29 protein-coding genes are annotated in these 24,222 nt (G+C 49.3%); 4 read left to right on the plus strand and 25 right to left on the minus strand.

Going from position 1 to position 24,222, the window contains the following annotated elements; genetic code table 11:
• Nucleotides 1–4: 4 nt before the first annotated feature.
• The 4 genes from ACA058_RS17880 to ACA058_RS17895 are packed head-to-tail and all read right to left on the minus strand — an operon-like array spanning nucleotide 5 to nucleotide 2,073.
• Complete coding sequence (locus ACA058_RS17880) at nucleotides 5–949, minus strand: minor capsid protein (protein WP_497635199.1); 945 nt, start codon at nucleotides 947–949, stop codon at nucleotides 5–7.
• Entirely contained in the window at nucleotides 949–1,407 is a 459-nt protein-coding gene (locus ACA058_RS17885; RefSeq protein ID WP_497635200.1) for a lysis protein, read from the minus strand. Before ACA058_RS17885 ends, ACA058_RS17880 begins: the two co-directional genes overlap by 1 nt.
• Complete coding sequence (locus tag ACA058_RS17890) at nucleotides 1,404–1,868, minus strand: lysozyme (protein ID WP_497635201.1); 465 nt, start codon at nucleotides 1,866–1,868, stop codon at nucleotides 1,404–1,406. The genes ACA058_RS17885 and ACA058_RS17890 overlap by 4 nt, the downstream gene beginning before the upstream one ends.
• Nucleotides 1,858–2,073, minus strand: coding sequence for a hypothetical protein (locus ACA058_RS17895; protein WP_497635202.1), 216 nt, complete (start codon nucleotides 2,071–2,073; stop codon nucleotides 1,858–1,860). Before ACA058_RS17895 ends, ACA058_RS17890 begins: the two co-directional genes overlap by 11 nt.
• Nucleotides 2,074–2,142: 69 nt before the next feature.
• Here ACA058_RS17895 and ACA058_RS17900 point away from each other — a divergent pair, with 69 nt between their 5' ends.
• A complete protein-coding gene (locus ACA058_RS17900; protein WP_497635203.1) occupies nucleotides 2,143–2,406 on the plus strand; it encodes a hypothetical protein in 264 nt (87 codons plus the stop codon).
• Here the strand turns inward: ACA058_RS17900 and ACA058_RS17905 are convergent, their stop codons facing one another.
• From ACA058_RS17905 to ACA058_RS17945, 9 genes are all read right to left on the minus strand, one after another.
• Entirely contained in the window at nucleotides 2,407–2,607 is a 201-nt protein-coding gene (locus tag ACA058_RS17905) for a hypothetical protein (protein ID WP_497635204.1), read from the minus strand.
• Nucleotides 2,600–2,992: a phage tail assembly chaperone gene (locus ACA058_RS17910; RefSeq protein ID WP_497635205.1), complete on the minus strand. Its 393-nt coding sequence runs from the start codon at nucleotides 2,990–2,992 to the stop codon at nucleotides 2,600–2,602. The genes ACA058_RS17905 and ACA058_RS17910 overlap by 8 nt, the downstream gene beginning before the upstream one ends.
• Nucleotides 2,979–4,286: a hypothetical protein gene (locus ACA058_RS17915; protein ID WP_497635206.1), complete on the minus strand. Its 1,308-nt coding sequence runs from the start codon at nucleotides 4,284–4,286 to the stop codon at nucleotides 2,979–2,981. Before ACA058_RS17915 ends, ACA058_RS17910 begins: the two co-directional genes overlap by 14 nt.
• Nucleotides 4,287–4,335: 49 nt before the next feature.
• Nucleotides 4,336–7,098: a hypothetical protein gene (locus tag ACA058_RS17920; RefSeq protein WP_497635207.1), complete on the minus strand. Its 2,763-nt coding sequence runs from the start codon at nucleotides 7,096–7,098 to the stop codon at nucleotides 4,336–4,338.
• Nucleotides 7,099–7,100: 2 nt separating this feature from the next.
• Nucleotides 7,101–7,409, minus strand: coding sequence for a hypothetical protein (locus ACA058_RS17925; RefSeq protein ID WP_497635208.1), 309 nt, complete (start codon nucleotides 7,407–7,409; stop codon nucleotides 7,101–7,103).
• A gap of 99 nt (nucleotides 7,410–7,508) precedes the next feature.
• Nucleotides 7,509–8,666: a major capsid protein gene (locus ACA058_RS17930; protein WP_497635209.1), complete on the minus strand. Its 1,158-nt coding sequence runs from the start codon at nucleotides 8,664–8,666 to the stop codon at nucleotides 7,509–7,511.
• Nucleotides 8,667–8,763: 97 nt separating this feature from the next.
• Nucleotides 8,764–9,561 (minus strand): hypothetical protein, encoded by a 798-nt coding sequence (locus ACA058_RS17935; RefSeq protein WP_497635210.1) that lies wholly within the window; start codon nucleotides 9,559–9,561, stop codon nucleotides 8,764–8,766.
• A gap of 102 nt (nucleotides 9,562–9,663) precedes the next feature.
• The gene (locus ACA058_RS17940; protein ID WP_497635211.1) at nucleotides 9,664–9,996 is read right to left on the minus strand and encodes a hypothetical protein; all 333 of its coding nucleotides are present in this window, start codon (nucleotides 9,994–9,996) and stop codon (nucleotides 9,664–9,666) included.
• A 119-nt stretch (nucleotides 9,997–10,115) separates the two neighbouring features.
• A complete protein-coding gene (locus tag ACA058_RS17945; RefSeq protein WP_497635212.1) occupies nucleotides 10,116–10,358 on the minus strand; it encodes a hypothetical protein in 243 nt (80 codons plus the stop codon).
• 898 nt (nucleotides 10,359–11,256) lie between these two features.
• Between ACA058_RS17945 and ACA058_RS17950 the strand changes: the two genes are divergently transcribed.
• Both ACA058_RS17950 and ACA058_RS17955 read left to right on the plus strand, forming a co-directional pair.
• On the plus strand, nucleotides 11,257–11,568 hold the full coding sequence (locus ACA058_RS17950) for a hypothetical protein (RefSeq protein WP_497635213.1): 312 nt from the start codon (nucleotides 11,257–11,259) through the stop codon (nucleotides 11,566–11,568).
• Nucleotides 11,549–11,854: a hypothetical protein gene (locus tag ACA058_RS17955; RefSeq protein WP_497635214.1), complete on the plus strand. Its 306-nt coding sequence runs from the start codon at nucleotides 11,549–11,551 to the stop codon at nucleotides 11,852–11,854. The genes ACA058_RS17950 and ACA058_RS17955 overlap by 20 nt, the downstream gene beginning before the upstream one ends.
• On the opposite strand, the gene ACA058_RS17960 is transcribed toward ACA058_RS17955, so the two are convergent.
• Nucleotides 11,851–12,687, minus strand: a complete 837-nt coding sequence (locus ACA058_RS17960; RefSeq protein ID WP_497635215.1) for a hypothetical protein — start codon at nucleotides 12,685–12,687, stop codon at nucleotides 11,851–11,853. The two genes, ACA058_RS17955 and ACA058_RS17960, sit on opposite strands and share 4 nt — an antisense overlap.
• Nucleotides 12,688–12,892: 205 nt before the next feature.
• On the opposite strand from ACA058_RS17960, the gene ACA058_RS17965 reads away from it, so the two are divergent.
• Nucleotides 12,893–13,120, plus strand: a complete 228-nt coding sequence (locus tag ACA058_RS17965) for a hypothetical protein (protein ID WP_497635216.1) — start codon at nucleotides 12,893–12,895, stop codon at nucleotides 13,118–13,120.
• 250 nt (nucleotides 13,121–13,370) lie between these two features.
• Here the strand turns inward: ACA058_RS17965 and ACA058_RS17970 are convergent, their stop codons facing one another.
• The 11 genes from ACA058_RS17970 to ACA058_RS18020 all read right to left on the minus strand — a co-directional run bounded on the left by ACA058_RS17970 (nucleotide 13,371) and on the right by ACA058_RS18020 (nucleotide 23,891).
• On the minus strand, nucleotides 13,371–13,634 hold the full coding sequence (locus ACA058_RS17970; protein WP_497635217.1) for a hypothetical protein: 264 nt from the start codon (nucleotides 13,632–13,634) through the stop codon (nucleotides 13,371–13,373).
• A gap of 314 nt (nucleotides 13,635–13,948) precedes the next feature.
• Nucleotides 13,949–15,016: a hypothetical protein gene (locus ACA058_RS17975; RefSeq protein WP_497635218.1), complete on the minus strand. Its 1,068-nt coding sequence runs from the start codon at nucleotides 15,014–15,016 to the stop codon at nucleotides 13,949–13,951.
• Between the two features lie 80 nt (nucleotides 15,017–15,096).
• Nucleotides 15,097–15,531, minus strand: a complete 435-nt coding sequence (locus ACA058_RS17980) for a hypothetical protein (protein WP_497635219.1) — start codon at nucleotides 15,529–15,531, stop codon at nucleotides 15,097–15,099.
• Between the two features lie 57 nt (nucleotides 15,532–15,588).
• Nucleotides 15,589–15,954, minus strand: a complete 366-nt coding sequence (locus ACA058_RS17985; protein ID WP_497635220.1) for a histone-like nucleoid-structuring protein, MvaT/MvaU family — start codon at nucleotides 15,952–15,954, stop codon at nucleotides 15,589–15,591.
• 122 nt (nucleotides 15,955–16,076) lie between these two features.
• Complete coding sequence (locus tag ACA058_RS17990) at nucleotides 16,077–17,393, minus strand: DUF4055 domain-containing protein (protein WP_497635221.1); 1,317 nt, start codon at nucleotides 17,391–17,393, stop codon at nucleotides 16,077–16,079.
• A gap of 70 nt (nucleotides 17,394–17,463) precedes the next feature.
• Complete coding sequence (locus ACA058_RS17995; protein WP_497635222.1) at nucleotides 17,464–18,891, minus strand: terminase large subunit domain-containing protein; 1,428 nt, start codon at nucleotides 18,889–18,891, stop codon at nucleotides 17,464–17,466.
• Nucleotides 18,892–19,134: 243 nt separating this feature from the next.
• Nucleotides 19,135–19,572 (minus strand): hypothetical protein, encoded by a 438-nt coding sequence (locus tag ACA058_RS18000; protein ID WP_497635223.1) that lies wholly within the window; start codon nucleotides 19,570–19,572, stop codon nucleotides 19,135–19,137.
• 23 nt (nucleotides 19,573–19,595) lie between these two features.
• Entirely contained in the window at nucleotides 19,596–20,102 is a 507-nt protein-coding gene (locus ACA058_RS18005) for a hypothetical protein (RefSeq protein ID WP_497635224.1), read from the minus strand.
• Nucleotides 20,103–20,105: 3 nt separating this feature from the next.
• Nucleotides 20,106–20,591, minus strand: a complete 486-nt coding sequence (locus ACA058_RS18010; RefSeq protein ID WP_497635225.1) for a hypothetical protein — start codon at nucleotides 20,589–20,591, stop codon at nucleotides 20,106–20,108.
• A 122-nt stretch (nucleotides 20,592–20,713) separates the two neighbouring features.
• Nucleotides 20,714–21,373, minus strand: a complete 660-nt coding sequence (locus ACA058_RS18015) for a PDDEXK family nuclease (RefSeq protein WP_497635226.1) — start codon at nucleotides 21,371–21,373, stop codon at nucleotides 20,714–20,716.
• Nucleotides 21,374–21,521: 148 nt separating this feature from the next.
• Nucleotides 21,522–23,891 (minus strand): replication protein RepA, encoded by a 2,370-nt coding sequence (locus ACA058_RS18020; RefSeq protein ID WP_497635227.1) that lies wholly within the window; start codon nucleotides 23,889–23,891, stop codon nucleotides 21,522–21,524.
• Nucleotides 23,892–24,222 lie beyond the last annotated feature (331 nt).

The raw sequence follows: 24,222 nt of genomic DNA on the forward strand, positions 1-24,222 counted from the left end.
TTGGCTAAGAAACACTTTCTTTGGATCTTAGCTCGGTAAGCGGTATGACGTGATGAGTATCAAGATCGACGAAACTGTCTAGCGACTGTCCGCCCTTCCACAATCTGTATCGTTCCTTTCCCAAAATCGAAACCTGGTCAGCGGCGCTTTGCTTGCTCAACCATTGCTCGTAGCCATCTGTAAATGCAGGCTCATCATCGTGAACCGCGATCATCACCGTCCGGCAGCCTGGGTGAAAAGGCGGAACCTTCCGACCCTTATCACTCATCTTGTAGATCTTGCCATCCAAGGCCCGACACACCGGGGTTGTCCGCGAATCGAGCACAGCACTCAGTTGATACGACCCGAAGCCAACCCGCTCAAAGGTCTTCAGACTCGCCTGCGACGTCACATGAGCGGAGGCTGTACGCACCATAACCTCGGCATTACGCTTAGCGCCAAGAAAAGGATTCCCAGGCTCTGCATACAACGCACCAACGATCTTCGAGGTCGACAGGCCATTGAGCACGCCCAGGCGGATCGTTTGCTTGACCTTGATCTGAGTAGCCAGTTTTTGCTCATCGAGCCACTCGCCAAGGATTTTGCCGTCAAAAGGGTCTTGACTGACAATGCTCTCGACCAGCTTTTCGCTGACCATCGAGTTGCTGAAGTCGAACCCAAGGAGCTTGCTCGTGAACTCGGACTCATAGACAAATAGGTCGCCGAGCTCCGCTTTGAGCGTGCTGGACATCAGCGAATACTCGTCATCGATCAGCTTGTCGATGGTCACAAAAGTCTTTCTGAGCCGGGCCACGGCGTTCCAATCTCTTGCCACCATGGCCTGGTCAAGCTCCGCCTTTACGGCCATTTTGAGCGTCTGGAGATGCAGGGCTGCTTGCTTCGCGATACGTGTGAACTGACCCCGGAGAGCGATTTGGTGCTTGATCGTTTTGTCAGCCAATGTCGCCATCACTGACCAGCCTTTACTACTTTTCGGACGTAATCCTGGAGTCCGGCCAGTTGCTTTTCAGTGACGACTATTTGGTTCCGGAGATGGAAATAATCTTGTCGAGCATCGGCTGTAAGCTCTGGGGCTCCTGCATCATCCAGGCTGGTGGAGCTGGTAATGGCTGACACAGGTTTTGGGCAACTGGCGCGGACGAGCACCCGCCTAGTGCCAGCATCAACGTCAGCGCGCAGGCGATCATTTTCATTTTTTGCATTCGACATTTCCTGGAACAGTTTTTTATCAAGTTCGTCTCTAACCTGGAGTGCCTGTGAAGCCTGCTGAGCACTATCTTTTAGCGAGGCAATCTCAACCTTCGATGCATTCAGTTCATCAGCCAGTCGGTCACGGTCATGCTTGAGCCACATACCAACGCACAAAGCCGCCATGGCGAACACTGCGATTACCACGTACTTACTCATAGCCCTGACTCGCACAGTTGACGCTCTTCCGCCCGACGAGTCACTAAGCCAGGTAATACCTTTCCGCCAGCTCTAACCCACTCGTCCAGCCATGCGCACGACTCGGCCACATTTCCTTTATTTAGCTCTTTTAGTAGTGTCGAGCTACCAAGCTTCGATGCTCCAACATTTAGAGTAAAAGACGACAATGCGGCACGCCTTTCCACCGGCAGTTCATCTTTTACTAGAGAGTCGACGGATTTGATGGCGGCGGTAACATCGATGCGAAGCAGTTCCAGGCACTCACTCGCGGTTTTTACCTGCCCCATGACCACGCCTGCGGTATGACCATAGCAAATAGTCGGTATACCGGTAGCATCAAGATAAGCTTTATATCGCACACCTTCGTAATGCATAACCAATGAAGTGGTTAAACAGACGGTTGCAGAAAAAGTGGCGGCAGCCAGGCGCTTATTCAGCATTTCCAGACTTCTTTTCTTTGTCCTTACTTTCTTTCGCTTCTCGCCTATTTTTTAGAATCGAAAAGTAAATTTGGAGGACTAGATAAGCCAGGGTAAGAATGGTGACCCAATCGCTAGGAGTCATACCCATTACGATTGCACCAGTTACGGCCACTGGCGGCGCAGACTTGGTAGCCTCGACGGCCACGTCTTGATAAATTGACATTAGACTTTCTTCTTATTATTATGTGAGTCTATAGTTTATTGTAACATCTAAAACAACGGAGTGTTCGCCATGCCAATAACAAAGTTAACAATGGCACAAAAGGTTGAGGCCAACTTTGATCCCTCAAATCCGTTTCACCAGGCACTAAAAAAGCATGGTGAAGACATCTATCTGCAAGTCATTGAACGGGCAACAGAAGCTCAAGAGGAAGCAATCGCTAACTGTGCGCCGATTGTCGACATAGTTGCGGACGTTAAGGCACGGGCACTTGAGATATTCGCGAATGAAAACATCATGAAAGGCATACACCTGGAACACGCGATGGGGCTCTAATCAAGCCTCGGCAGCAACCTTCTTAGCCCTAGCTTTCTTTATAGGCGCCTCAACAACCAGAGGTTCGTCAGGAAGCGAGGTCTCGACAGCCAGGCCAGGCTCCACATAACCCTGCCCGCGCCAATACCCCTCAGCCCTACTTCCCAGATCCACAAGCACCCGATCCCCTGCCATCTCTAGCCACACCGCAACCTTACTCATCGTTTGTCTCCAAAACCGGCCAGGTAACAGCAAAAGGATCTTGTAGCGTGACGTCCCTCAAGGCTTGTCTGTAGGCAGCCAGGCGCTGTCGGGCAATGACGTCGGGGGTGCCGGAGATGGCATCGGAGTCATTAAGTTTGAGCATGAGTACGTCGGATAGCGCCAGCAGTGAGTCACGGGATTGCCGAATTCTTGAGAGTCGCTCAGACGCCGATTCAGTGATGACCAGCTGACCATCGACAACACGGAGCAGGCGCTTGTCATTAAGTGCAGCCAGTGCCTCGGTCAGATTGTCGATCTCAACGTAATTTTCCCCACCCGAGATCTCTCCGAGTGCTATCACCACACCACTTTGCGGGCAGTAATGCGCCTTACTTTTTGACATAGTATTTATACCCTTCCTGACCGCTTATTAAGTTCGGCAGCTTGAACTGATTAGCTGCCAGTTTCATAAGGCTATTTGATTGCATAACGCCCTGTGCTGCGTAGCTTGGGTTCCTGGTCAACATAACGAGCTCAGTACCAGCGGTGTTTAACTTCATATCCATCGTCAGGTAACCTACTTGAGGAGCCAGCACCCAAGTGAGCCCACGGTCAAAGGAAACATAATTGGCATCTGCTGTGTATACACTATTGATTACACCGACAAAGTTATCGCGAGAATAAAGTCTGGAGTTTGCAGTAAGCAGAATGTTATTGGGCATCACAACAGGAGTGATCTTAGTCGTGTTTATGTCATAGCAATATTCAAGGCCATTACGGCCAAAATATACAGTAGAACTACCCTGGCTTGAGGACATGAATCCGCCCACAATAGCCAGGTCAAGAAGAAGCTTGTATCGGAAATTATTGATGGCAGAGTCGTAGATGAGTTCGAAAAAACCCGTCTTACCGTTAATTGTAGCAAGCGCAAAAATCTTATCCGTTCCAGATTGAGTAGCGCAGGTGATAGATACAGTGCCGGTAGGGACTATCGCTGTCGTTACACGCGTCACCGTATTGATAACTTTAAAGTATGACTGTGTAGATCCCACGATTAAATCAAGATCATCCCCGATGGACGCCAAGCACCGAAACTCGCCATTCATCGTAGTTAGTTTTGTGGCATTAAACACAAGACTCGCAGTTCTGATGCCACCACACATATATACATCGTAAGTAGTGCTCATGCCGTAAAGTGCATTCCGTGTACAGCTCGTCAAATCTTGAGATGAAAAACTTATCGTACCAACCAAAGTATTCGTTTTAACATTAAAGATCTGAGCAAGGTTGGTAGCCGCTGTTAGAATCCCGTAGTCGCCCGACGTGCAAAAACTCTGACCATAATAACCAGTACCCAACGCACTCTCGGGGAAATTGTACTTTCGCACAGAGTCTGCTGAGTAACTATAATACGAATCAGGATTTCCGATGGCCGCAGCAAGCGCAGGCGCTTCCGAGTCCAACTTAATATCACCATTAGCGACAAAGAAGTCCTCATAAGCACCAACTGGCTTCAGCACGACGTCACCGGGGGACATCCCTCCGGCTTCAGACATCGGCACTGCGGCCACGGCAGCATCAACAATCTGTCGTATGGACGCCTTCTGAGAGTTTCCGGGGCGATGAGTGTGAATCACCGAATCCAAATTTCCGTCCCATGAAGTAAAATCGCTGGGACGCTTTTTATTAGTTGTCATGAGAATCCTGTTTGCTTTGAATGCAAATCTTATTATGCAAAATATTGTATCACGCTTCGATCATCTTAAAGCGTGCGAAGTTGTAAGGTCTTCCGTTAATTTGAGCGTACTGTGCACCAACTATCAACTCTCCATCATCGAAGTCCATGCCCGCGATATAGGGATTTCCAAGCGTTACTGCTGACCAGGTAAGGCCCGCGTCGTAAGTAACCATTGTTTTATCGTTTTGAGCTCCGTAAAACATTGCAAAGTCACCGACTGTAAAGCCATACCTGCTCGACGCTTCTGTCGGCACAGATACACTACTTTCCAACTCAGTGACTTCTAAAGTCTTTGCGTCATATCTGCGCAATCCACCCTGGCCTGACTTAACAAAAATGTATGTGTCACCACAAATGAAACGGCCATTTGGAATTCTCGCCACTTCAGTCAAGTTTTTGTTGAGCACTAAAATAATGGTTGAACTATCCGTTTTCGAACCACTCTCGACCAGTATGTACTCGCCCGCACTATCAGCTGCGCAGGATGCCAGCAACACTAAATTTTGCGGAAGTGGTGCAATAGTGACGGCGAGAGTAGAAGGATCAATAAAATACGACGCCGTATTGCTACAAAACCAATCCTTACCGCCAACATCTGTCATAACAGCCAGCTGGTTATCGACATAATTAAAAACAATCGACGTCTCAACACCATCATACCTTGTCAAAACGTTTGTTGATCCTACGGCTTTTAGATAGTAAGCGCTATTAGCAGTACTGAACAAACCAAATGCCTTTGGCGTCATATAGTTCTTCGCCACCGTCACTTCGACGCCAGAATCAACACTGCCACTATAGATCTTATAAACATTGTCGTATTGACTAATATATTTTCCATTGCGGCGAACGATGTCCTTTGGATAACCGCTGTAATACTTCAAATACCCCGAATCCTCAGGTGTTGCAGCGATACCGATATACTTTTTGACAGCGGCCACTAATTGCTCCCAAGCGATATAGTTCCCAGCATCGTCTACTTCGACAAATTCGAGGCCATCGATATCTACATAAACAGCATCAGCGGCATTAACGTAACCTTCAAGATTAGGCTTAACCACAACTACAACTATATCGCCGAGATCAATGCTGATTTGAAATTCAATCGTCACTTGCCAGGAATTACTGGTCTCTATGATCGCAGTAAACGTTTTGTTGCCAATCTTTATGTGTATCTCATCGCCGGCAAGCCCGCCAACACCGACAATAGTATAAGTACCATCACCGTTATTTGTAACAGATATTACACGAGGAGGCACATACGTATCATCGACATCAACGTCTTCAACGTCCGGCACGATCTTAGTTACTTCTGCAGTCCAAGAATTTGCAATATCAACTGTAACCACATAGTTATTCGACTGATATGTAACTTGTAGAGTATCACCTACGCGCCCGCCCCCGCCAAGAACAGTGAAAGTGGCGCCGTTGTCGGTCACGGAGATCACATACGGAGGAACATAATCACTACCAACATCAACATCAGGCACTTCCGGAACTATTAACTGAACAACTACAGACCAACTATCATCCGCAGTTGTCACAATAGTGTATGTTTGACCGTTGATTATGACTGTTAAAGTATCGCCTGCATCACCACCCGCACCTAAAACAGTATAAGTAGAATCGCCATTATCAGTAACAGAGATAACATAGGGACTCACATAGTCCGTGCCGACTTCAACTTCTTCTTCCGTGGTATTGGTATCAACTATCGCAGACCATGAATCGGCGGCAGTTACACTGACCAGATAAGTTTGTTCGTTGATCGTTACTGTTAAATTGTCTCCAATCTTTCCGCCTGCACCATGGACGGTATATGTTCCATCGCCATTGTCGACGATTGAAGTAACGTAAGGGGGAACATAGTCACTACCTACATCAACATCAGGGACTTCTGGGATCGAAAAATCGAGTGTGATAGTCCAGTTATCGTCCGCATTCGTGACAATAGTTACCGATTCCCCATCAATAGTGACCGTAAGGGTGTCCCCTGCATTACCACCTGCACCAACAATTGTGTACGAACTATTACCGTTGTCAGTGATCGAAACCACATACGGAGGGACGTATGGATCATCGATAACAATCTCGTCCTCTACAAGTTGCCCGATAGTCGCAGACCAACCATTATTACTATCAACAACCACGGCATAGGTAACCCCGCCAGCTTGTACATTGAGCGTATCTCCAATCCTTCCGCCGCCGCCAGTCACGAGGTAGGTGCCGTTATTGTTGTCAAAAATGCTGATTACGTAGGGGGCTACGTAGTCCGTGTCGACCTCGACGTCGCCTGGATCGACTTCCTCGGGCGGGATTTCAGGCGTGACTGTGAAAAACCAGACGTCGGAACCATCAAGGTTTAATGTGTAAGTTATTTCGTCAATCGTGAAGCTGATTGTGTCACCAGCTCGACCGCCGTGGCCCGAAACGAGATAGTTTCCATCCGTGGTTACAGTTATCGAGTCAATAACTGGCGTATAGTTCGGCGGCTCAGTGCTGACCACGACGTCGGCGACAGTAAGGCCGGGCTGTTGGGTTTCAGACTTCACTTCCCATGAGCCATCTGGTTTTACGACGCTCGATGCTTCAGTGCCGTCAGGGAAGGTTACGGTGATGGTGTCGCCGGGTTTTGCTCCATTACCGCCTACAGTCGCCGTCCCATCGTCATTGATAATTACCCAGGTATTACCGGGTTGCCCGAGTACCTTTTTAACCAGGTTTTTCAGGTGATAAACAGTAAGAGAAAGAAGATTGCGGCCAGTAATGTTCATCGTTATCTCACTTCATGAATCCAAACAATTGCCGGATCCTCGCTTCCAAGCAGCCTTACGCTGATGGTTTTGCCACGGTTTGCATTCAGATACACACCGCCCCGAGCATCAATTGGTGCGTCGGTGTCGGTGACTGTGCTGCCCTCAGCGACGTGAATCAGAGACGTGCAGAAGATGTAGACGGCTTCGCCATCAATTTTTTGGCTAGTGAAAGTTGTGGCATTCGTCAGGGCAGACTTACCCCTGGACGCGCCGGGTGAAACGATTGGAAGGACTTCGCCTTCTCGTGATGTTGAAGCTTGAGCACTCATGACCAACTCCTGGAAAAAGATAACCCCGCATTCGCTGCATGCAGCCAGAGGCGGGGTCAGGTGAGTAAACGTGGGCCCGACATGCAGGCCCAGAATTACTTAGTGGCCGCCCATACGCATTGCGCGATCAGGAGCAATAGCCTTGACGCCGAACAGCGTTTCGAGCTTCCAGTGAGTCGATTCCGTCTTCGGCTCGTACCAGCTCAGCAGTCGCAGAGTGATACCAGTGTTCGGATCAGTCAGTGAGCTGATGGTGGTGCTGCCGGAGTTGGTTGGGGTTTCAAGCTGGCGGAAAACGATCATGAAAGCTTCCGGCAGGAACGCCAGGTCAACACGGTGATCGCCAACTACGGTTACCGAAGCGTTAGCCGGAACTTCAGCTTCCAGTTCTTTAGTGAGAGTAACCACCGCCGACCCGCCGACTGCAACAACGTCACTGGCTACAGCGAATGAGCCTGGAACACCTGCGATCTTGAGCACGTCACCGTGTTTGAACGTGGCACCGGCAGTTGCGCCTGTCAGCGAGATCACGCTAGAACCAGCGCCAGTGATGCCAGTGGTTTTGATGCCAGCGTCCGCCGATGCGCTACCAGCCTTGTGAGTTACCGCTTGGTTCTCTTCGTAGATATCGAAACCGATACGGCGACCGATAATGCCGTCGCGTTCTGCAGCCTGGTCAAAGCCACTGGTAAAGTCTTTCAACAAGTCTGCCGAGGTTTCGCTGGTCAGAACCAAGTTACGGCTACCGAAAGCATTCAGCAGATCCATGCCAGTCTTGGTCTTGATGATGTCGACGCGCGAACGGTCGTTGCTAGATTCCAGGTTGCCAGCGTAGTGCGGGACTTCCTTATACAGATCAACGATTGCCGAGTTGATGGTGTAAGCAAGCACGTTGATGGCACCCTGAAGTGCTTTAGGGATAGTTCCCTGGATCATCGAGTTGTATTCACGATCCGACATCTTAAATTCGACGTAAGGTTGGCGGTTGAGTTTTACATCAACAACCTGCTCTACGATGTCCGTGGCAATCGAGCTCTCACCATGCTCAAGGGCTTCCTTGAATACGACAGGGCATTGAACTTGAACGGTGTCACCCTTCTTCTTGGATTCATCTTCGGTATCGACCGTGATCAAACCAGGCATGGTCATCTGACTGACGAGCTCTTTCAGCGCAGTAGTGAGGATCACCTCAGATTGAAGTGCTTCAAACTCGTTGCCATAGGCGCGTAGAACCACTAAATTATTACTTTGATTCATGATTAAACCTTTCTTATTATTATTTTGGTTTTATTTGCAGGCCACATATTGCGTAGTACGAGCTGCAAGTCGCAGCTCAAATTTACATGCGAAGTGATTATCGCTGAATTGTGATCTCGCCTTTTGCACGCTTTGCGATCAGTTCTTTTTCTTGAGCCTTATCAGAGCTCATGATCATCTGAAGCCATTCCTTCTGCGTAACAGTTTTACCTGAACCGCCCGTACCTTGCTTGCCACCAGACCCAGGTAGATCTTTAGCCAAGTACTTCTTGCGGGTGAGCAAACCGTCCAGCCATTCTTTACCTTGGAGTGGTTTGCCGTCACGGCCCAGCTTTACGTTGCCGTATTCGTCTCTGAACACCAGATTACCACTTGCATCAACTTCACCCTCGCGCAGTGCGAACTCAGAGATGTCTTCAGCGGCCTCTTTGTGTACAAACTCGTTTGCGAGCACCAGATGGCCAATAGTTTGGCTGACGTGCATGCGTTTGATACGCATATCAGACTCTTCAAGTTTTTTTTGAAGCTCCTGGATGCTGGAGTCTTTTTCACCAATAACTTGCTTGTACGATTCCGTAGAGGCACTTACTCGTTTATCTAAAAACGCGGTGACGTCGAGCCTTCCAGCTTTGTAGGCCTCAAGATCTTCTTTGTCTTGGATTTGCGATTCAAAGGCCTTACGCTTGTCTCTATCAGACTTGAGCTCACCAAGAATTTCAGCGTTCTTGTTTTTAAGACCGGTCATCTCTTGCGCATGACGATCACGCTCTGCTTTCAAGAGTGCTTGGATTGCAGGACTGGAAAGATCTACTTCAGTTTGAGCCCCTGGCTCTTGAGTCCCGCCATCTTCTTCGCCATATGCTTTGAAAACGACAAGACCGTTTTGCTTCAACATGCTTAAAACCCCCAAGGTTTCTTATTATTATTTTATGTTGTACAGCCATAATATCATAAAAATGGCTTTGGGGGATTTGGTGCGAAATAACTCTTGACTATCTTAAACAGCCTTGAGGACTGCATATTGAGTGCCCTGGTCAAGCCGCCCTACCTCATCTATAAATTCCTTTAAGATCTCAAACTTCCCGGCTTTCGCGTCCCTCAGAACTTCGGGAATCATCCCTTGGTCTAACATTGTCAGAAACAGTTCTTCCGATGCATGGCCGCCGTACACTGACGACTCCCACAGGTCGTAAAGATGCCTGGCCCCTGGCTTCACCACGCCGTTGGCCATGAGGAACAGCGTGGCCTTCAGACCCTCTGCGTGATTGCCCTGCTTAAACGCCTCGTGAGCGTTAATGTACATGTCGAACTGATCTATAAATTTGGTCATTTTCATTCCCCTTCATTATTCTTCGTTAATCTGAGCGATTACTTCCCACACCACGTAATCCATGGCCTCCTGATCTTTGAATGTCTGCAGGTAAAACTCGAAGCGTTTGTCGTCAAAAATCAGATCTTTTGCGTGCAAAAGATTACCGATGACCACTTGTTCAATGATGCGCCAGGAATACTTGCAGCCTGCTTCCGCGAGCTCAGCAACATCAGCACTTGTGCGAATCTCTTTTTACTGTCAAAGCGCAACACGTCGAGTGCTGGAGTGTGGGTTCTATTTGAGTCAAAGCCGCCGACAAGCCTGATGGCGCACATTTCCGCAGTTGTTTTATCTAGCGCATTGATTTTGATTGACTGCATCTTTTCACCCACGGGGCTTTTGCCCTTCTTCTTATGCTTTTATTGTATTGAATGAGCATGAGTGCGTGCAATAGGTATACATGCAAACAGTGAAATATTTATCTGGACATCAATGTGATATCAGTTGAATACCCGGCAGCACTTAAAAAGAAAAGTCTTTCTTAGCCAAGTGGTTTAACGACTGCCGCTCGCTTTACATCTACCCCTATACCAACCCCAACTATATTACTAAAGAAGAGAGACATGGTAGTGGGTGTGATGGGCGCAAAGTATCTTTGATTAAGAGAAACGCTTTTATTGGTCAACCAACAATCACGGACTTCAGCCCTGACTAGCTCTGGCTAGCTCTGGCCAGCTCATTTGACTAAAAACTATCTTCAGGTATACGCACAAATAGTTCTTGAACCCCATAAGGCTCAATGCCAATATATAATAGAAGCTGTAAAATATAAAAATAACAATAAGGATACACCATGAATCTCGAAGTAATTTATCACAACGTTGTTTTCCCCATCCCTGCATTCATTACTTGGTCATTAATTGCGTTATTTACGTATATTCTTCACCTAGAAGTTAAAAAATTCATGAGGAGCTTCATGAGCCCGAAATTGCTCGTGACCGTCTCGTCTTACAAGCTATCCCTTATCACAGCGTCTGTTCTGGCGTTCGCGGTCGCACCGATCATGGCGTCAAAGCTCCTGCATCTTCCAGGACTCTACTTCGCTACAATCTATACGCTCATGCTTATCAGTGTAATCAGGCCATACTTGTTAGAACGCGACGTCTGAAAATTTACTGATTCAAGGCCCCACGGGGCCTTTTTTGTGCTCAACCCACCAGCCTTTGACGACAAACCCCAGCAGAGCTATAACAACCACTCAGCAATGGAGCAGGCACAATGGACTCAGACTGGCTTTACGACGGCGTTGACATGTCGATCCGGGACTACTTTGCATCAGCAATCGCAAAGCGCGAGCCTGGCGTGAATTTTGATGACTGCGATCATGACTTAACTGCCGATGAACTCGTTGAGATGGTCAACGCCAGTTCCGTATCGCTCTTCAGATTCGAGAATGATGCATGGGTCTATAAACGGCAGGTTTGGTCGCCTGCAAGGGTCTACTTTGTTTGTGCTGACGGGCGTCAGCAAGTCCAGTCCAGACCTAGGAATCCCATCGACGGAGGCAAAGATGCTGATAAGGGCCGGTGAAATCGTCACCTTCATGGTTGGCTCCCATGATGAGCGTGAACGACCGATGAGGGCGATTAAGGACTTTGACCTCCAGGCTATCGGCGACCAGCTCACACGCGGAATGGATGGCTATGATCGGCAGATGCAACTCTACGTCCTCCACGAAATACTCGAGGACATGGCCCTAATGCAGCCTGTCCCCCATACGCTCGTTCGTCTCGTCGCTGAAGAAGATCGCTTTGTCATTGAGCGCGCAGATGAGGAACCGCGCATCACTGATAAGCCTGACGGCGAGTGCCATTAACGCTTATTGTTTTCGACAACATAACCGCTAGCCTTGGCCGCCATGTACAGCTCATGGATGTCCTGGGTCAACTCTGCCCTCAATACAGGATCTCGAGCAAGCCTGTGCACCAGGGCAACCGCGTCGGTCGGACAAGCATCCTTTTTTGCGCACAAAGCCAACGCTCGCCTGGCGGTTCGATAGCCAATCGAGGTGGCGGTATTGTGATCAGGTTCGGCGGCTCGCATCACCATGCCGATCCCATGCTTCAGACCTAGGTTGCTGTTGTAGGCGACCTGCATGTACGCCGCTAGCACCTCCTGGAACAGGGACATGAACTGATTGGTGGCCATCCCCAGCTCCGGGGTATTCAGCGATGTTGCCAATAGCCACGCTTCAGGGTCATCACGCAGCGCTGCGAAATTCTTGCAGTGAATTGACTCATGAAACATGGTTGTCGTCGTTTGCATCTGCTGAGCACTCGCCACGACAATGGCGCATGTCCGGCTTCTGACTTCGTTGCCCGGTACGCCAGATCCTCCCAGTGCATAACCGGTAATTCCATAGGCGTTTGACGTGGGCTTGAGGTTGGTCAGGTAGTACCGCATCGTCTCCTCTTTGACGCCGGCTGCCTTCACGGCCTCAGAATCCACGTCGGCTATGAATTTAAGCGGCTCATCACCCATGATGAAGATCGGGGTCACCGCGTCACCAACTACGGGCTCTACCACCTTGAACATGAGGTCAGGCGTTGTCCCTGGCTTATAGAGATTGGCTGCCGACGCAGAGGTGGCCAAGACGACGCTAGCCAGGGCTCCGAGCACGGCTCTGCCTTTCCACTTGATTTTTTGCATTCAAAACTCCCCTTCCCTGGCAAGCGGGTCAAACTATTTTAAGAGTATGCTAGTTGCATACCTATTTGTATTTTCAAGGCCTGCAGCGCTGTTTTGAGTTGGACGCCAAGCCATCTTCAGGCATACACGAAAATATTTGTTGCAACCACATTTTCTCTTTTGCAATACTTTGTTCATGCAGCATCAACGAATAAAGGTGATCAACATGCTTTCAAAGAATGTTATTGTAAACTCAAACCTAGTGGCCAAACCGGTCGCAGAAATTCTTTTCAACCACAAGACTGTAGACACCTACAATCTCTACGAAGTTGACGATTATCAAAATAGCGAGCGATTCGTTTGCAAACTAATTTTGCGAGCTGGGTCAACTCGGCAAGCGGTAAAAGAAAATGCAGTAAAGAAATTTGAAGCCCTTATTGATTATGATGAGTAATTAACATCTTCAATTTTTTCCGGACAATTAAACCCAAGACAGTCCGCCAGCTCAAGGAAGAGCGGTTCATCTTAGCCATTAACTCTCTAAGGACGCTCCAGGTCACAGCCAGCGGTGGCATGAGCATCGATCCTGAGGAGATCAGGGAAAAGGTTATCCAGGAAAGGCAGCGATTGAAGTACTTGGTGCGTAAGGACTAACCATAACTGATTTGACAACAAACTGGCTTATTGGCTCGGCCATCTTATCCTCAGGCGTACAGTTTGTTTTCCATATACTCGCGAGAGGGATAACTTACAGACTTTTGGGTCTTGAGAAACTCATCATACTTAGACTGAAGCTTGTCGCACTCGGCAATTGCTTCTTCCTCTGTGTCAAACACCTCAAGCTCTTCGTACGGCGGAGATAGTTCTTGATGCGCTGCGTAGTTACACTCAACCAAACAAAACTCATCATCACGCTGATCGATAAAGTATTTTCCACTACCGTATGAATAATCTGTGCGCGCGTTCATTTTTTTCTCCACTTGTTCTTGCCAGGAAATGATTTAGGTGCCTCACCAATATGTACAGTTTGCTACACAGGCAATTAGAATGTCAATGCCATTCCGAAGCTCATTGTAAATATATATTTATAAAATAGACAAAGAAGAGGACGCAGAATATTTTCGTGGGAAGTTGGTGGTGCCTGCCGTGGCGCCTCGTCGCGTAGTTATCGCAAAAGCCATAGCGAAAATCCAGGTACGTGACGATGCCATGCACTAAGAGCCGATAGTAGGGCCGGGCTGGCCATTGATTGGTTTGCCAACAACGCGCCCGGCTCCCTTGCTTAATCTTTCATCAACTCTTGTAGCTCATCGATCTCGCTGCCCTCTAGACCAGGGAGGAAGTACATCATATCGAAATGCAGTACCCCTGGCTCGTCATTGACCATCATGTGTCGGTTCATATCGTTCCACAGATGGATCAAATCTTTATCGGCGGTGACGAAGAAAACATTGTCTCCATGATTTCTAATCTCGCTGAGGAAGAGCATTATGGAGTATATGTCTAATGCACCGTTGAATGAGTTTCCTTGCTCGATGAAATACGGTTTGTTAAATTTCAACAGCTTCAATGTAGGGTTGTTCTTATCGCCAGTAACTGCCTTAAACACAATAGCCGCGAACACAAGATGGGCCTCTTTCACGTTTTCGACTCGGGCCATTCCGATAATTTCTCTGAATCCGTCTAGTGTCTGAATGAATTTATGTCCGGATTCGTACTTCTTGTAAACCTCATCGATGAACTTGAGAATCGCATCCAAACCTTGGAAAAACGCAGCGCTTGCCCTGTGCAGCTGGGTAAGCGAATCGGCAGTGACCTTGATGGTCAGATTCGGAACTCGCTCCTGCATCTTGTCAGTGAAAAAACCAAGTTCCTCACGCATTTCTTCCAGCGATGGCAGTCGCTTATCAAACCTGTTGTTCCCTTCGAGAAGGATTGGCTTTGGATCGATGGTTATCTCTCTGTTTTGGAACAGATCTACAACCACCTTAATGGCGTTTTCTTGAGGGTTGCCGGTTTTGTCGATGTGTTTTTTGATTGTCCCGAAAGCATTCTTGTCAAAAAGTACAACGGCGCCGTTGGGGATGAAGGCCAGCGGTCGCCACCCGCCCGGCGACAGGGCAATCGCATCACCTTTTGAGTGAATAAATCGGACAGGTATTTCTGAGTATTCTTTGAAGTCCTTTCTTCCGTTCAGTTCATATGAGACGTTCTTGGCTCTGAGTTTCATCTCCACGCCTGCGTCGTAATTTACGAAGTCATCCCAGTTGAAGTCAACGAGATCGCCCTCGTCGAAACTGGCGTGTAACTCTTCATTCAGTCGGAACCAAAAAACGTCGTTGCTCGGCATAAAAATCCCTCTCCATTAAAAAGGGCCCCGCAGGGCCCTGTATGCACGCAAACCACCATCTTACTGCCGGCATTGTGAGGTCAGCCAGCGGCTGCTGCCTCGGGCTTGTTCACGCGCTCCAGCACCTTCAGGAGGAATTGACGCTCCTCCCGGTAAAAGAACGCGGAGGTATCATGGGTCGCTAGGTGCTTGGTGTCCTGTTCCCATTCCTTGTACCAGACGTCAGGCTCGTCGACGTAGATGCCAGGTCGACCAGGGAACTGATCACCGGTGATATCAACGATCAGCCCATCAACCTCAAGCCAAGCGTGCGAGGCGCCGTCTTTCATCGAGCAGACATAGTGGAAATCGCCCATGGCTAGCGTGTTGAGGTAGTCCCCCATCAACTCGGAAATGATGCCGCAGCACCCATGCGGGTAGTCTCCGATGTGCATAGGGGCGCCGTCAGTCTTGATGACTTCCTCGACTCCCGATCTAAAGCGATGTGCCAAATCGAGCACGGACGAGCGAAGCATACTGATCCTCCAAAAAAGAAGGGCCCCGCAGGGCCCTCATTTGTACTCAAACCAGTTTTACTGAGTGCGCCATGACTCAACAACGTCGGCGCCGAACTCGTTTTTCCATTCCTTGAGCTGGCGATGGTTGCCACCCTTGGTTTCGATCACTTCACCGCTGTTCGGGTTTTTGTAGATCTTAACGTCGCGAGCTTTGCGAGTGCCTTTGGTTGCGACGGCAGCTGGTGCACGGCGACCGGCTTGTGGGTCAAGCAGCGCGATGACGTTGCGCAGGCTATAGCCGTACTCGGCCAGGAGAGCGCGAAGCTTGTTCTCGAACTCCATCTCTTTTTGGAGGCCGCCATCGTTCTTCATGGCTTCGAGCTCGGCCAGCTGGTTAGCGAGTTGCTGTTCGAGTTGACGGTATTCGGCTAGGCGGGACATTCTGAGATCCTTAAATATTAAGTTATATTTAATTGTAAGCAAGGTTAGCCAGGAATGAAAGTAGTTGGGACAAAGAAAAAGGGCCCGGAGGCCCTAAAACATTTGGTTTAGAAATACTTTTTTCACACTAGCTCAGTAGCCAACCTATCTTCGTTATCGGCCATCGAAAAATCAGTCCTCAAAATCCCTCGACGTTTCATCTCCTGCAAGTAATCCTCGCGGGAAAGATCACCAATCGTCCTGGCACTGGCCAACGCCGTCAGCTCTTCCGGCGCCGAATTGATGCCATATTCAGTATTGATGTCGACGTTAAAGTCCGGCTCAGAAATCTTATTGAAGTAGGCAATCCACCCCAAAACCTTCTCCACCGCCGATGCCAGGTTTAGCGCCACCATCGCCACCTTGTTATTACTCTCCCCGGCTTGGAGTGCACGACCTGTTGCAGTCTCGACAGCGCCAGAATTCTCTAGCATGTCAGTGCCATACGACTGCATTTTTGCTTCCAAATCCTTGAGCGAATCGCGACCGGCACCGATGGCAGCACCAGAGTGCTCGACATACTTCAAATCAGATCCGGCATCTCCAATAATCGCGTACTCACTTCCAATCGCTATCGACGTATCGCTCGCGAACCCTGTCCCGACAAGCACCGGAACCCTGGCAATCCTGAGAATATTGGACTGATCCGATGATTCCTGGAAATGCTGGATGTTCATGTAGGCTAGGTCTTTAAGCGGCGGGTGCGCGAAAAGCTCGCCACTGGAAACGACAGCAGATGAATGCACCGGGGCTACAGGAATTTCTTTTAGCGCAAATGGCTGATCCAGCGTAATCGCGACGCCATCAATGGATTCCCCGTCGTAGAGAGACCATGAAACCACTTCACCATCACGCTTAAATACCCGGACACGAGACACTTCTTTTTCGCCCCACGCCCCCTCGGCAACTACTGCCTTCTCCAAAATGCGGAGCTCGGTAAGCTTGTCATCCTCGTCTTTTCTATAGCCCAGGATATTGTCCCCACTGAGAAGGTAAGCGTATGGCCGGCCACCATCGATTCCACAGTCCACCGCAATAAAAGACGAACCGTTCCAAAGTGCATCTTCGAAGACTGTAGAACACAGCCCGGTCAAGCTCGTACCCTTACCATCGACAGCCTTGACGTACTCATCGGCTAGATCCTGAAAGCGCTCACTTTTGACAACAATTGGCCGTGTAAAAGGCTTTGCAGCCAAATTCTTCGCTGTCTTATCAGTGTAATTAGTGAGAAATGAGCGAGCTAGACGGCGCTTATATGAGTCCGCAGATTCGCCAGGCTCCTTCGGCAAGTACTTAATACCAGCAGCTCTGAGGACTTCGGTGCCGCCTCGGATTGCGCGTATCATTTCACGGTCATCGTAATACTTTTGGCAGCGCAAAGTGCGTTGACTAACTGACATATATTAGTGCCTATTCTTATTATTATTTGGCTATTGTTATTGTACAGCTTTTGACGGCAAACTTTCGAAACTAACGAATACCTTGCTGTACTGAAGTTACTGGACGCTTCCAGGTTAAGCGATATGCAAGTGCGTCCCAGGCATGGTCATCACCACACTTACTAACACTATCCAACTGATCCTCGTCGCGCTGGAGTTCTGGCAGTGACGAGTTCAGGAAGCGACAGTTAGTGAAAAAGTAGATATGTGGCTTCCCAGGATCTTGCTCTATTGTTGCTTGCAAACGGCCAAACATCAGCTGCGCGCTGGTTACACGTGACCCAGGCGACTTGTCTGACTGCACGAAGGTCATGCCCTCGGCAGCAAGGTCTTTAGCGACAGTTGGGGCGTTACCTTGATCAACCCGGCTACCGTTGTAGATCTGGTTGTCAGCCGGCCCTGGTGTGACCTTGGCGTGGTTCTTCAGGATCGATTCCTGCAGCCTTACCTCGCGCTGCTTGAGGCGCTTGCCGATGTTGCCGGCGCTAAGGAACAGGCCCAGGTCTCGCTTCTGCTGACTACCATCGGCATTCAATGGCGTGCCGTAATCCTCACCCACTACGATGATCGAGCCTTTGGGCGGACAGAATGGCCTTCCATTGACCATCACGGTTTCGCCGTTAGCTTCGGCAGTCCACAAACAGCAAAACGGCGTTGATTGGCCATAGTCGAAAGACCTCTCCACTTTCCATCGCGCCGGGATCTCAAATGGCGCCATCAGCAGCAGGTCTTTCTTCCAAAGCGGCGCAAACATAGCGGTATCGTCGACCGCCTCCCAGTCGCCCAGGAGCCAGCTGGCACGCTTGGCAGGGTCACTGATCGTCTTGAGCCACTGTTTGTATTCTTCATTGAGGTGAGGGTTTTCGAACACCGTGCCGAAGATCGCGCACTTATCCCTCTGCCCATTTTTGTACTCAATCTGGCCACTGATTTTGCCGTCAATAAACCTGGCTTTTACCCATCGTTTACCGACACCCCATGGGTTCGTAGTCGAGCGCACCTGTAACGGCGGCATGAGTGGTTGGGCCTTGGTGGGCTGGTATGACGTCCGAAGCGTGGACATCATCGACTCATAGATTTCGTCAGTAGCCCAGGTCGTTAATTCGTCCCAACCGATGAACGAGTATTCCTGGCCGTGGAATTTGGCTTCGTACTGTTCCTTTTTTTCGATGTAATCAAAGATCAGCACTTCGCCAGTTGGGAACGTCCACTCGCGCATGCTCTTGTTGTACGTAGCACCTGGGAACAGCTTCGGAAACAGACGATGGCTTTTGACTATCAGGTCTTTAAGCGAAGAGAACTGCCGGCGCAGGATCACACCACGCCAATAACTGCCCCACCCTTTCCCTATGTGTTGCCCAAACGCCATGAGCAGGCATTCAGACTTGCCGTTACCCCGTGAACCGTGGAAAAGCACCTCTTTGACGAGGTTGCGAGGCTGGCCAGTGATGAGCAGCATTCCTTGCGAGCTCAGCCCACCACCCGCTCCAGGTATTGGCTCCCATACGATGTTTCTCGCCGCTTTAGCGATGTGTTTAGTGACCCCAAAAGAGCTCATTAACGCCCCTTTCCTGGCTTAATGTCCCCTAAATGGGTCACTAACGGACACGCTGATTCGCAGACGCATGGCCCACCCAGGCAACCTCGAAAAGCTTGTTTGCGCACAAGCGCCTGCACTTGTTTGATCACAAACGGCGCCGTCTCAGTGATGGATTGCATAGAGAAAGACCCCATCAACTACGTATTGGTAGTCACTAAATACAGGGTGCTCTGGGGCAATTTGGGAAGGATCGTGAATATTCTTTCCGTCGAAGTACACGAAATGAAGCATTCCAGACTTCGTCTTCACTTGGAAAATTGCACGTCGACCATAGTTATTAAATTCGCTCTTTTTCAGGATCGACTCTAGGGACGAGATGTTAGCGTTAGAGATACCAGCCTCACTCCCAAAACCATCCAGAGGTAGATACATCGGAAGATCGTTCCCGCTTTCATATATAGCAGCGCAAATCTCTTGTATGGTTATTCCACAATCACGTCCACCAAGCATCTCCAAAGCTTTTTCATAAGTAGGAAAGAATGTTATTGAGTTTGCTAGGGCTGCAACACCGCAATCGCCCCAACTTCTTTGCTTAATCATCTGAACAACCTTTATTTTTATTGTTATGAGAGTTCGTCTGTTCGTGTTTTTGCGAGCAAAAGAGCGTCACTTTGTTGCCGCTGGAGGAGCTGGTCGAGGTCGTTGTCTGCGCCCATGGATGGAATTAGGGCGATGCCGGTGCTGCTTTCTTCCGTGGACTCTTGGCGAATCGTCACTTCTTTGCGATTCCAGTCGCCGAATTCTTCCGGCATGCGACGGCTGAGTAATCTTGCGGCCTGGTTGGCATCACCCAACTTGATGGCCTTCATAACGGTGTCGATTGCCGGCTTACACGACTTCGCTTTGGCCAGGTCAATGCGCTCCAGAAACTCCAACAGAAGGGCTTCATCTTTAGTTAAGTTAGACTCGTCTTTTCCTTCATCTTCAATCTCCTTTGCTGCCTTCTGCCATGCGAAAAATGTGGACGAAGGCACACCAGCACACCCACAGGCGATCTTCAAACTGGTCGTCTGGGTGATGTACTTTTCGAGATCGGCGATGATCTTTTTGGTGAGTGCCTTGGTTGCCATTCCTTACTCCAAGAACCGCACGCCAAACTTGGCGATCATCAAGGAGTCGGATATACCGTCGCGCACAGCACGCTTACCAGCACGTGGCTTGCCGTATATGGCTTCGGCCTGGAAGACCTCAAATGCGACCTCAGCGATCTGCTCTTTTGATAGACCCGTGAGACTCTGGTGACCGCGCCACTCCTGCGGCCTGGAATACCTCACCTCAGGGCAAAGGCATTCTGCGGCAGCCCTTACAGCACCGAAGGCATCGCCAAAGTTGAACATGCTGACGACGCCCTGACCGGGCCTTGCACCAACCAGCTCCACGACAGCCAGCTCGGGCCCATGGAGAGCGATGAAGTCAAATACCGGACGCGGGTCTACCCGACGCTTACCGCCATCGAGGCTAATAGTTGGCATTGGAATACAAGCAATGAAATTAAACTGCTCGTCGATGATTGATAGTCCACCGGAGAGACCTGGATCGATCCCCAAGATCTTACGCATGTCGTGCTCTTTTATTATTATTCTTATGCAGACATTGTAACACTATTAGAAGCACTTATTTGTGCGCAAAAAAAAGAGCCATCGTGGCCCTTGGTGTTCTTTTCGTCATGTAGTTACTACTGTTATTTGCCGAATGTTTCTACCAACTTACGGTATTTATCGGTCTTGCGGAAGGCCTCTTCTTCACCCTGATAGCAGAAATCAAAGCCTTTGTCGGCGATCCATTCTTCCTGGGACATCCTTGAGCCGTCTTTGCGGGGCCTAGACCATGGGCAGATGATGTCTTTCTCTTGCAAGATAAAGATGATGTGGACGCCATTTTGTTGCGCCACGGTTTTATATTTCCGTGCATCCTCTAGCGTTGGGATAACCCCCTTAATCTCAAAAACTATCTTGTTGTTTTCCGGGTCAACAGAGTCAGGACTGTAGGTGTGTTCGACTACGTACTTCAGCTTGTGTTGCTTTGGCTCGTACTCGCAATCCTGCAGGCCGCCAAAAATCATGATGAAAGCTTCTGGCCAGCTGCGATACGGCTTAGGTACTGGCGGCAAGTCCGGAAGAAAAATCACTTCATCAACAGTTACTACTTGCCCGCTGTAGTGCTGTGCATTGTATGCGTTCCAAGGCACCTTGTGTAGTGCGTGAATGCATGTTTTAGCGATATTGTAGAGCAATCCCCTATCAAGCTCTAAGTAGCCCCAAGGCTTCATCAGGCAGGCTCTGATCTCGTCAACCTCACCCATATCAATTTCGTGTTTTGATATATCGATAAAAGCAGTCATGAACTTTTCCTTTTTTATAGTTCTTATGCTTTTATATTAAAGATGAACCATTGATGGATCAACAACTACTTTCGAAGTTTGGCAAGATATTTATTTGGGGTATATTCGGGCCATCGTGGCCCTGGGGATTCGTCGTGAGGTTACGCGCTTAAATGTAGCGGTTCATTTGAGCGATTGAGTCGGCAGTGATTACGTAAAAGAAGTTCTTGGCACCATTGGCCCCCTTAGTGTGCTCGCGCCTCTTGACGTTTAACCCGAACTGGCTAAAGATCTTTGTGATATCAGCCTTTTTGGCTTGATCTGACTTCGCATTGCTAATTTTGATGCCAAGCCTGATCACTTCATGACGCATCGCATTAAGCTTGTCGTAAATAGCCACACAGTCATCGCCAGTCCAGCTATCCGTTTCGCTCATCACTTTCGATGCAGCTCGCAGCAAGCCAAAAACATCATCGCTGGAGCTGCCCGCATACTCGAGGCCATCAAAGAGCTTGCGGAAATTGCGGATCTTGACCTCTCCTTCTCCACTGCCCCACACCTTTGCGTCCGCCTCAGTCAGGACTCCTACATTCATCACTTCCTCAGCTCTGGCGCGACGTACAGAGATCAACTCCACTTCGTCCGATGAACCTGCATCTTCAACGGCCTTGACCATCTCCACGGTCGCCGCTTTGGACGCTAGGAGCTTGCCTGCCGCTTCTTTTTTTATGGCCTTACGACCTTGGCTATTTCCTACAAATCCGGCTTTGCTGAGCTCATCATCGAACTCAATAACATCGACCTTAAAACCCTGGGCAATCAGCGTTGCTGGCAGAGTGTTCTGGATATGGTCTTTAAGCCATGCCTCGTCACTGCAGTGCTTGTACTCAAGAGCACGAAACGCGCTAGGCTTGGAGAAAAGTGCTGTCGCAGCGCGGATTTTGTTTTTTTCATCATCCGAAAGATTCATCTTTGCAAAAGCCACGTCCAGTGCCTCCATCCGCTCGCTGACGACCTGGCGTTGTGTATTTACGTCTGAGAATTTGACGTCGACCACTTCAGACTTCTGATAGTCCGAGTTTTTGATGCCCAACACGAACTTCTTTGACTTCCTGTCGCGGCGAAGCATCTGGATCGCATCAGATGGCACCACTTGGCCCTGGAAGATGCCGAAGTGCGATTTGAAGTGTCCCGATGTAATCGAGAGCGCAGATGTAATGACTGGGCTGTAGATCACCACGCTGTGAGCTGTCGAGTTTGGATCTGCGATAAATGCCGCCTGCTCTGGCCACCTAGCATTGTCAGCGGTGATAACCAGAGCCCTTGGCCCACCTTTCTTTTCAATTGCCTTTGCCAGGGCCATGGCTTCTTTAACAGTGTCGCATGCGATCAAAACATTCGTGGCCGCAAGCTCCGTAATATCGTTCTTTGGATCAGCTTTTCGGCCAATCGCGGCTTCAATAGCCAGGGCTCTGACGTGGTTGATGTCGCCAGTGCGCACCGTGATGCCGGAGTGATCTGCGGACTTGCGAAACAGACGGCACTCACCAAGCATCGTCATGCAACGGCTGTCGATGTCGGCATCAGTGAAGATCACGTTTTTTGTGTTCTTGACGACAAAATTGAGGGCATCCCACACGTCCTGGCGGTTTTTGACTTCGCCGCCGAGTACGTGGCTGATCACTTGTGATGCCTCGTCGATCACAACCAGGTCTGCGTTCCCGATGAAGTGTTTGAACTTGATGTTCGAGAGTGAGTTGACGACGATCTTTAAGCCTTTGGCGTTGAGCAGGACGTCGGGGTGGTCGCACTCGTCGTAGCTGACTATGCCTTCCATGGTCGCTGTGTTTTTGTTGATCGAACGGCGGTGGGAGATCACCAGGACTTTTTTGCCCGCATCAAGATACGACTGAATGACTGGGTTGTTGATCTTCGATGTCTTGCCGTCACCTGTTGGAAGGCCTATGGCGAACTTGCCACCCTCTTTCAGTATGATCGCTGTGATCGCCTCTGGGCTCTCTGCATGCTCACCTGGAGCTGCGATAAGGTTTGTCCTGGCGCTCATCTGCTCAACCATCTGAGTGAGCTTACGATTGATCGTGGCGAAGCAGGCTTCCTTAGTGCGACCTGAGGCCAGGGCCAGTGTGCCGGCTTTTTCCTTAAGCTTGCCGCTCACGAACGCATCACGTGCGATTTCAAAAGCAGCCGCGTCGAATGCTTTGTCGCTGCCGTCGTTTTGGGCGATTAACAGAGCAATGGACAGCTTTGACATGTTGTAGATGCACCTGGTGATCTGGCCATGCGCTTCGCTGTGCAGCCCTGACGCGGTCTTGTAAGCCACTGAAACGGCGCGAAGGACATTGCCATCGACAGACATCAAGCGAGTTACATTATCGAACTCTTTCAGCTCAAGCGCCCTATCCAGAGACTCTTGGTTATTGTCGATGACAACTACCTCTCGCTCGACTTTCGTCACGTCGCTGCCTGCATTAGTTATGACTTCCACTTTGCGCTCTACTTTAGATTTTGAGTTACTCATACTACTTTCCTTTTAAGTTGATGTGCGCCTCTCACGACACAAACCCATTATTAAATTTGAGCAACAACTAAAACAATAGCCATCATTAAATTAGACAAAATAAATAATTCACCTATATTTTACTTGAGCCTAACAACCTTAAAGAAGTTTTCCTAAACCAGGGGGGATGGCCCACCGATGCTCGCTATAGTAGTGGGGGTAGCTCATTCCTATTTTCTTATTATATAGAGAGATGGGTAGTGGGGGTAGCACCTGAGTGATGAGAGGAACCCCATCTTGGCTCAGAAAAACTTTTTGTAAACCCCCTTGAAGCCCAACTCAGCTCAACTCA

The organism is Pseudomonas sp. LBUM1649, assembly GCF_059716155.1.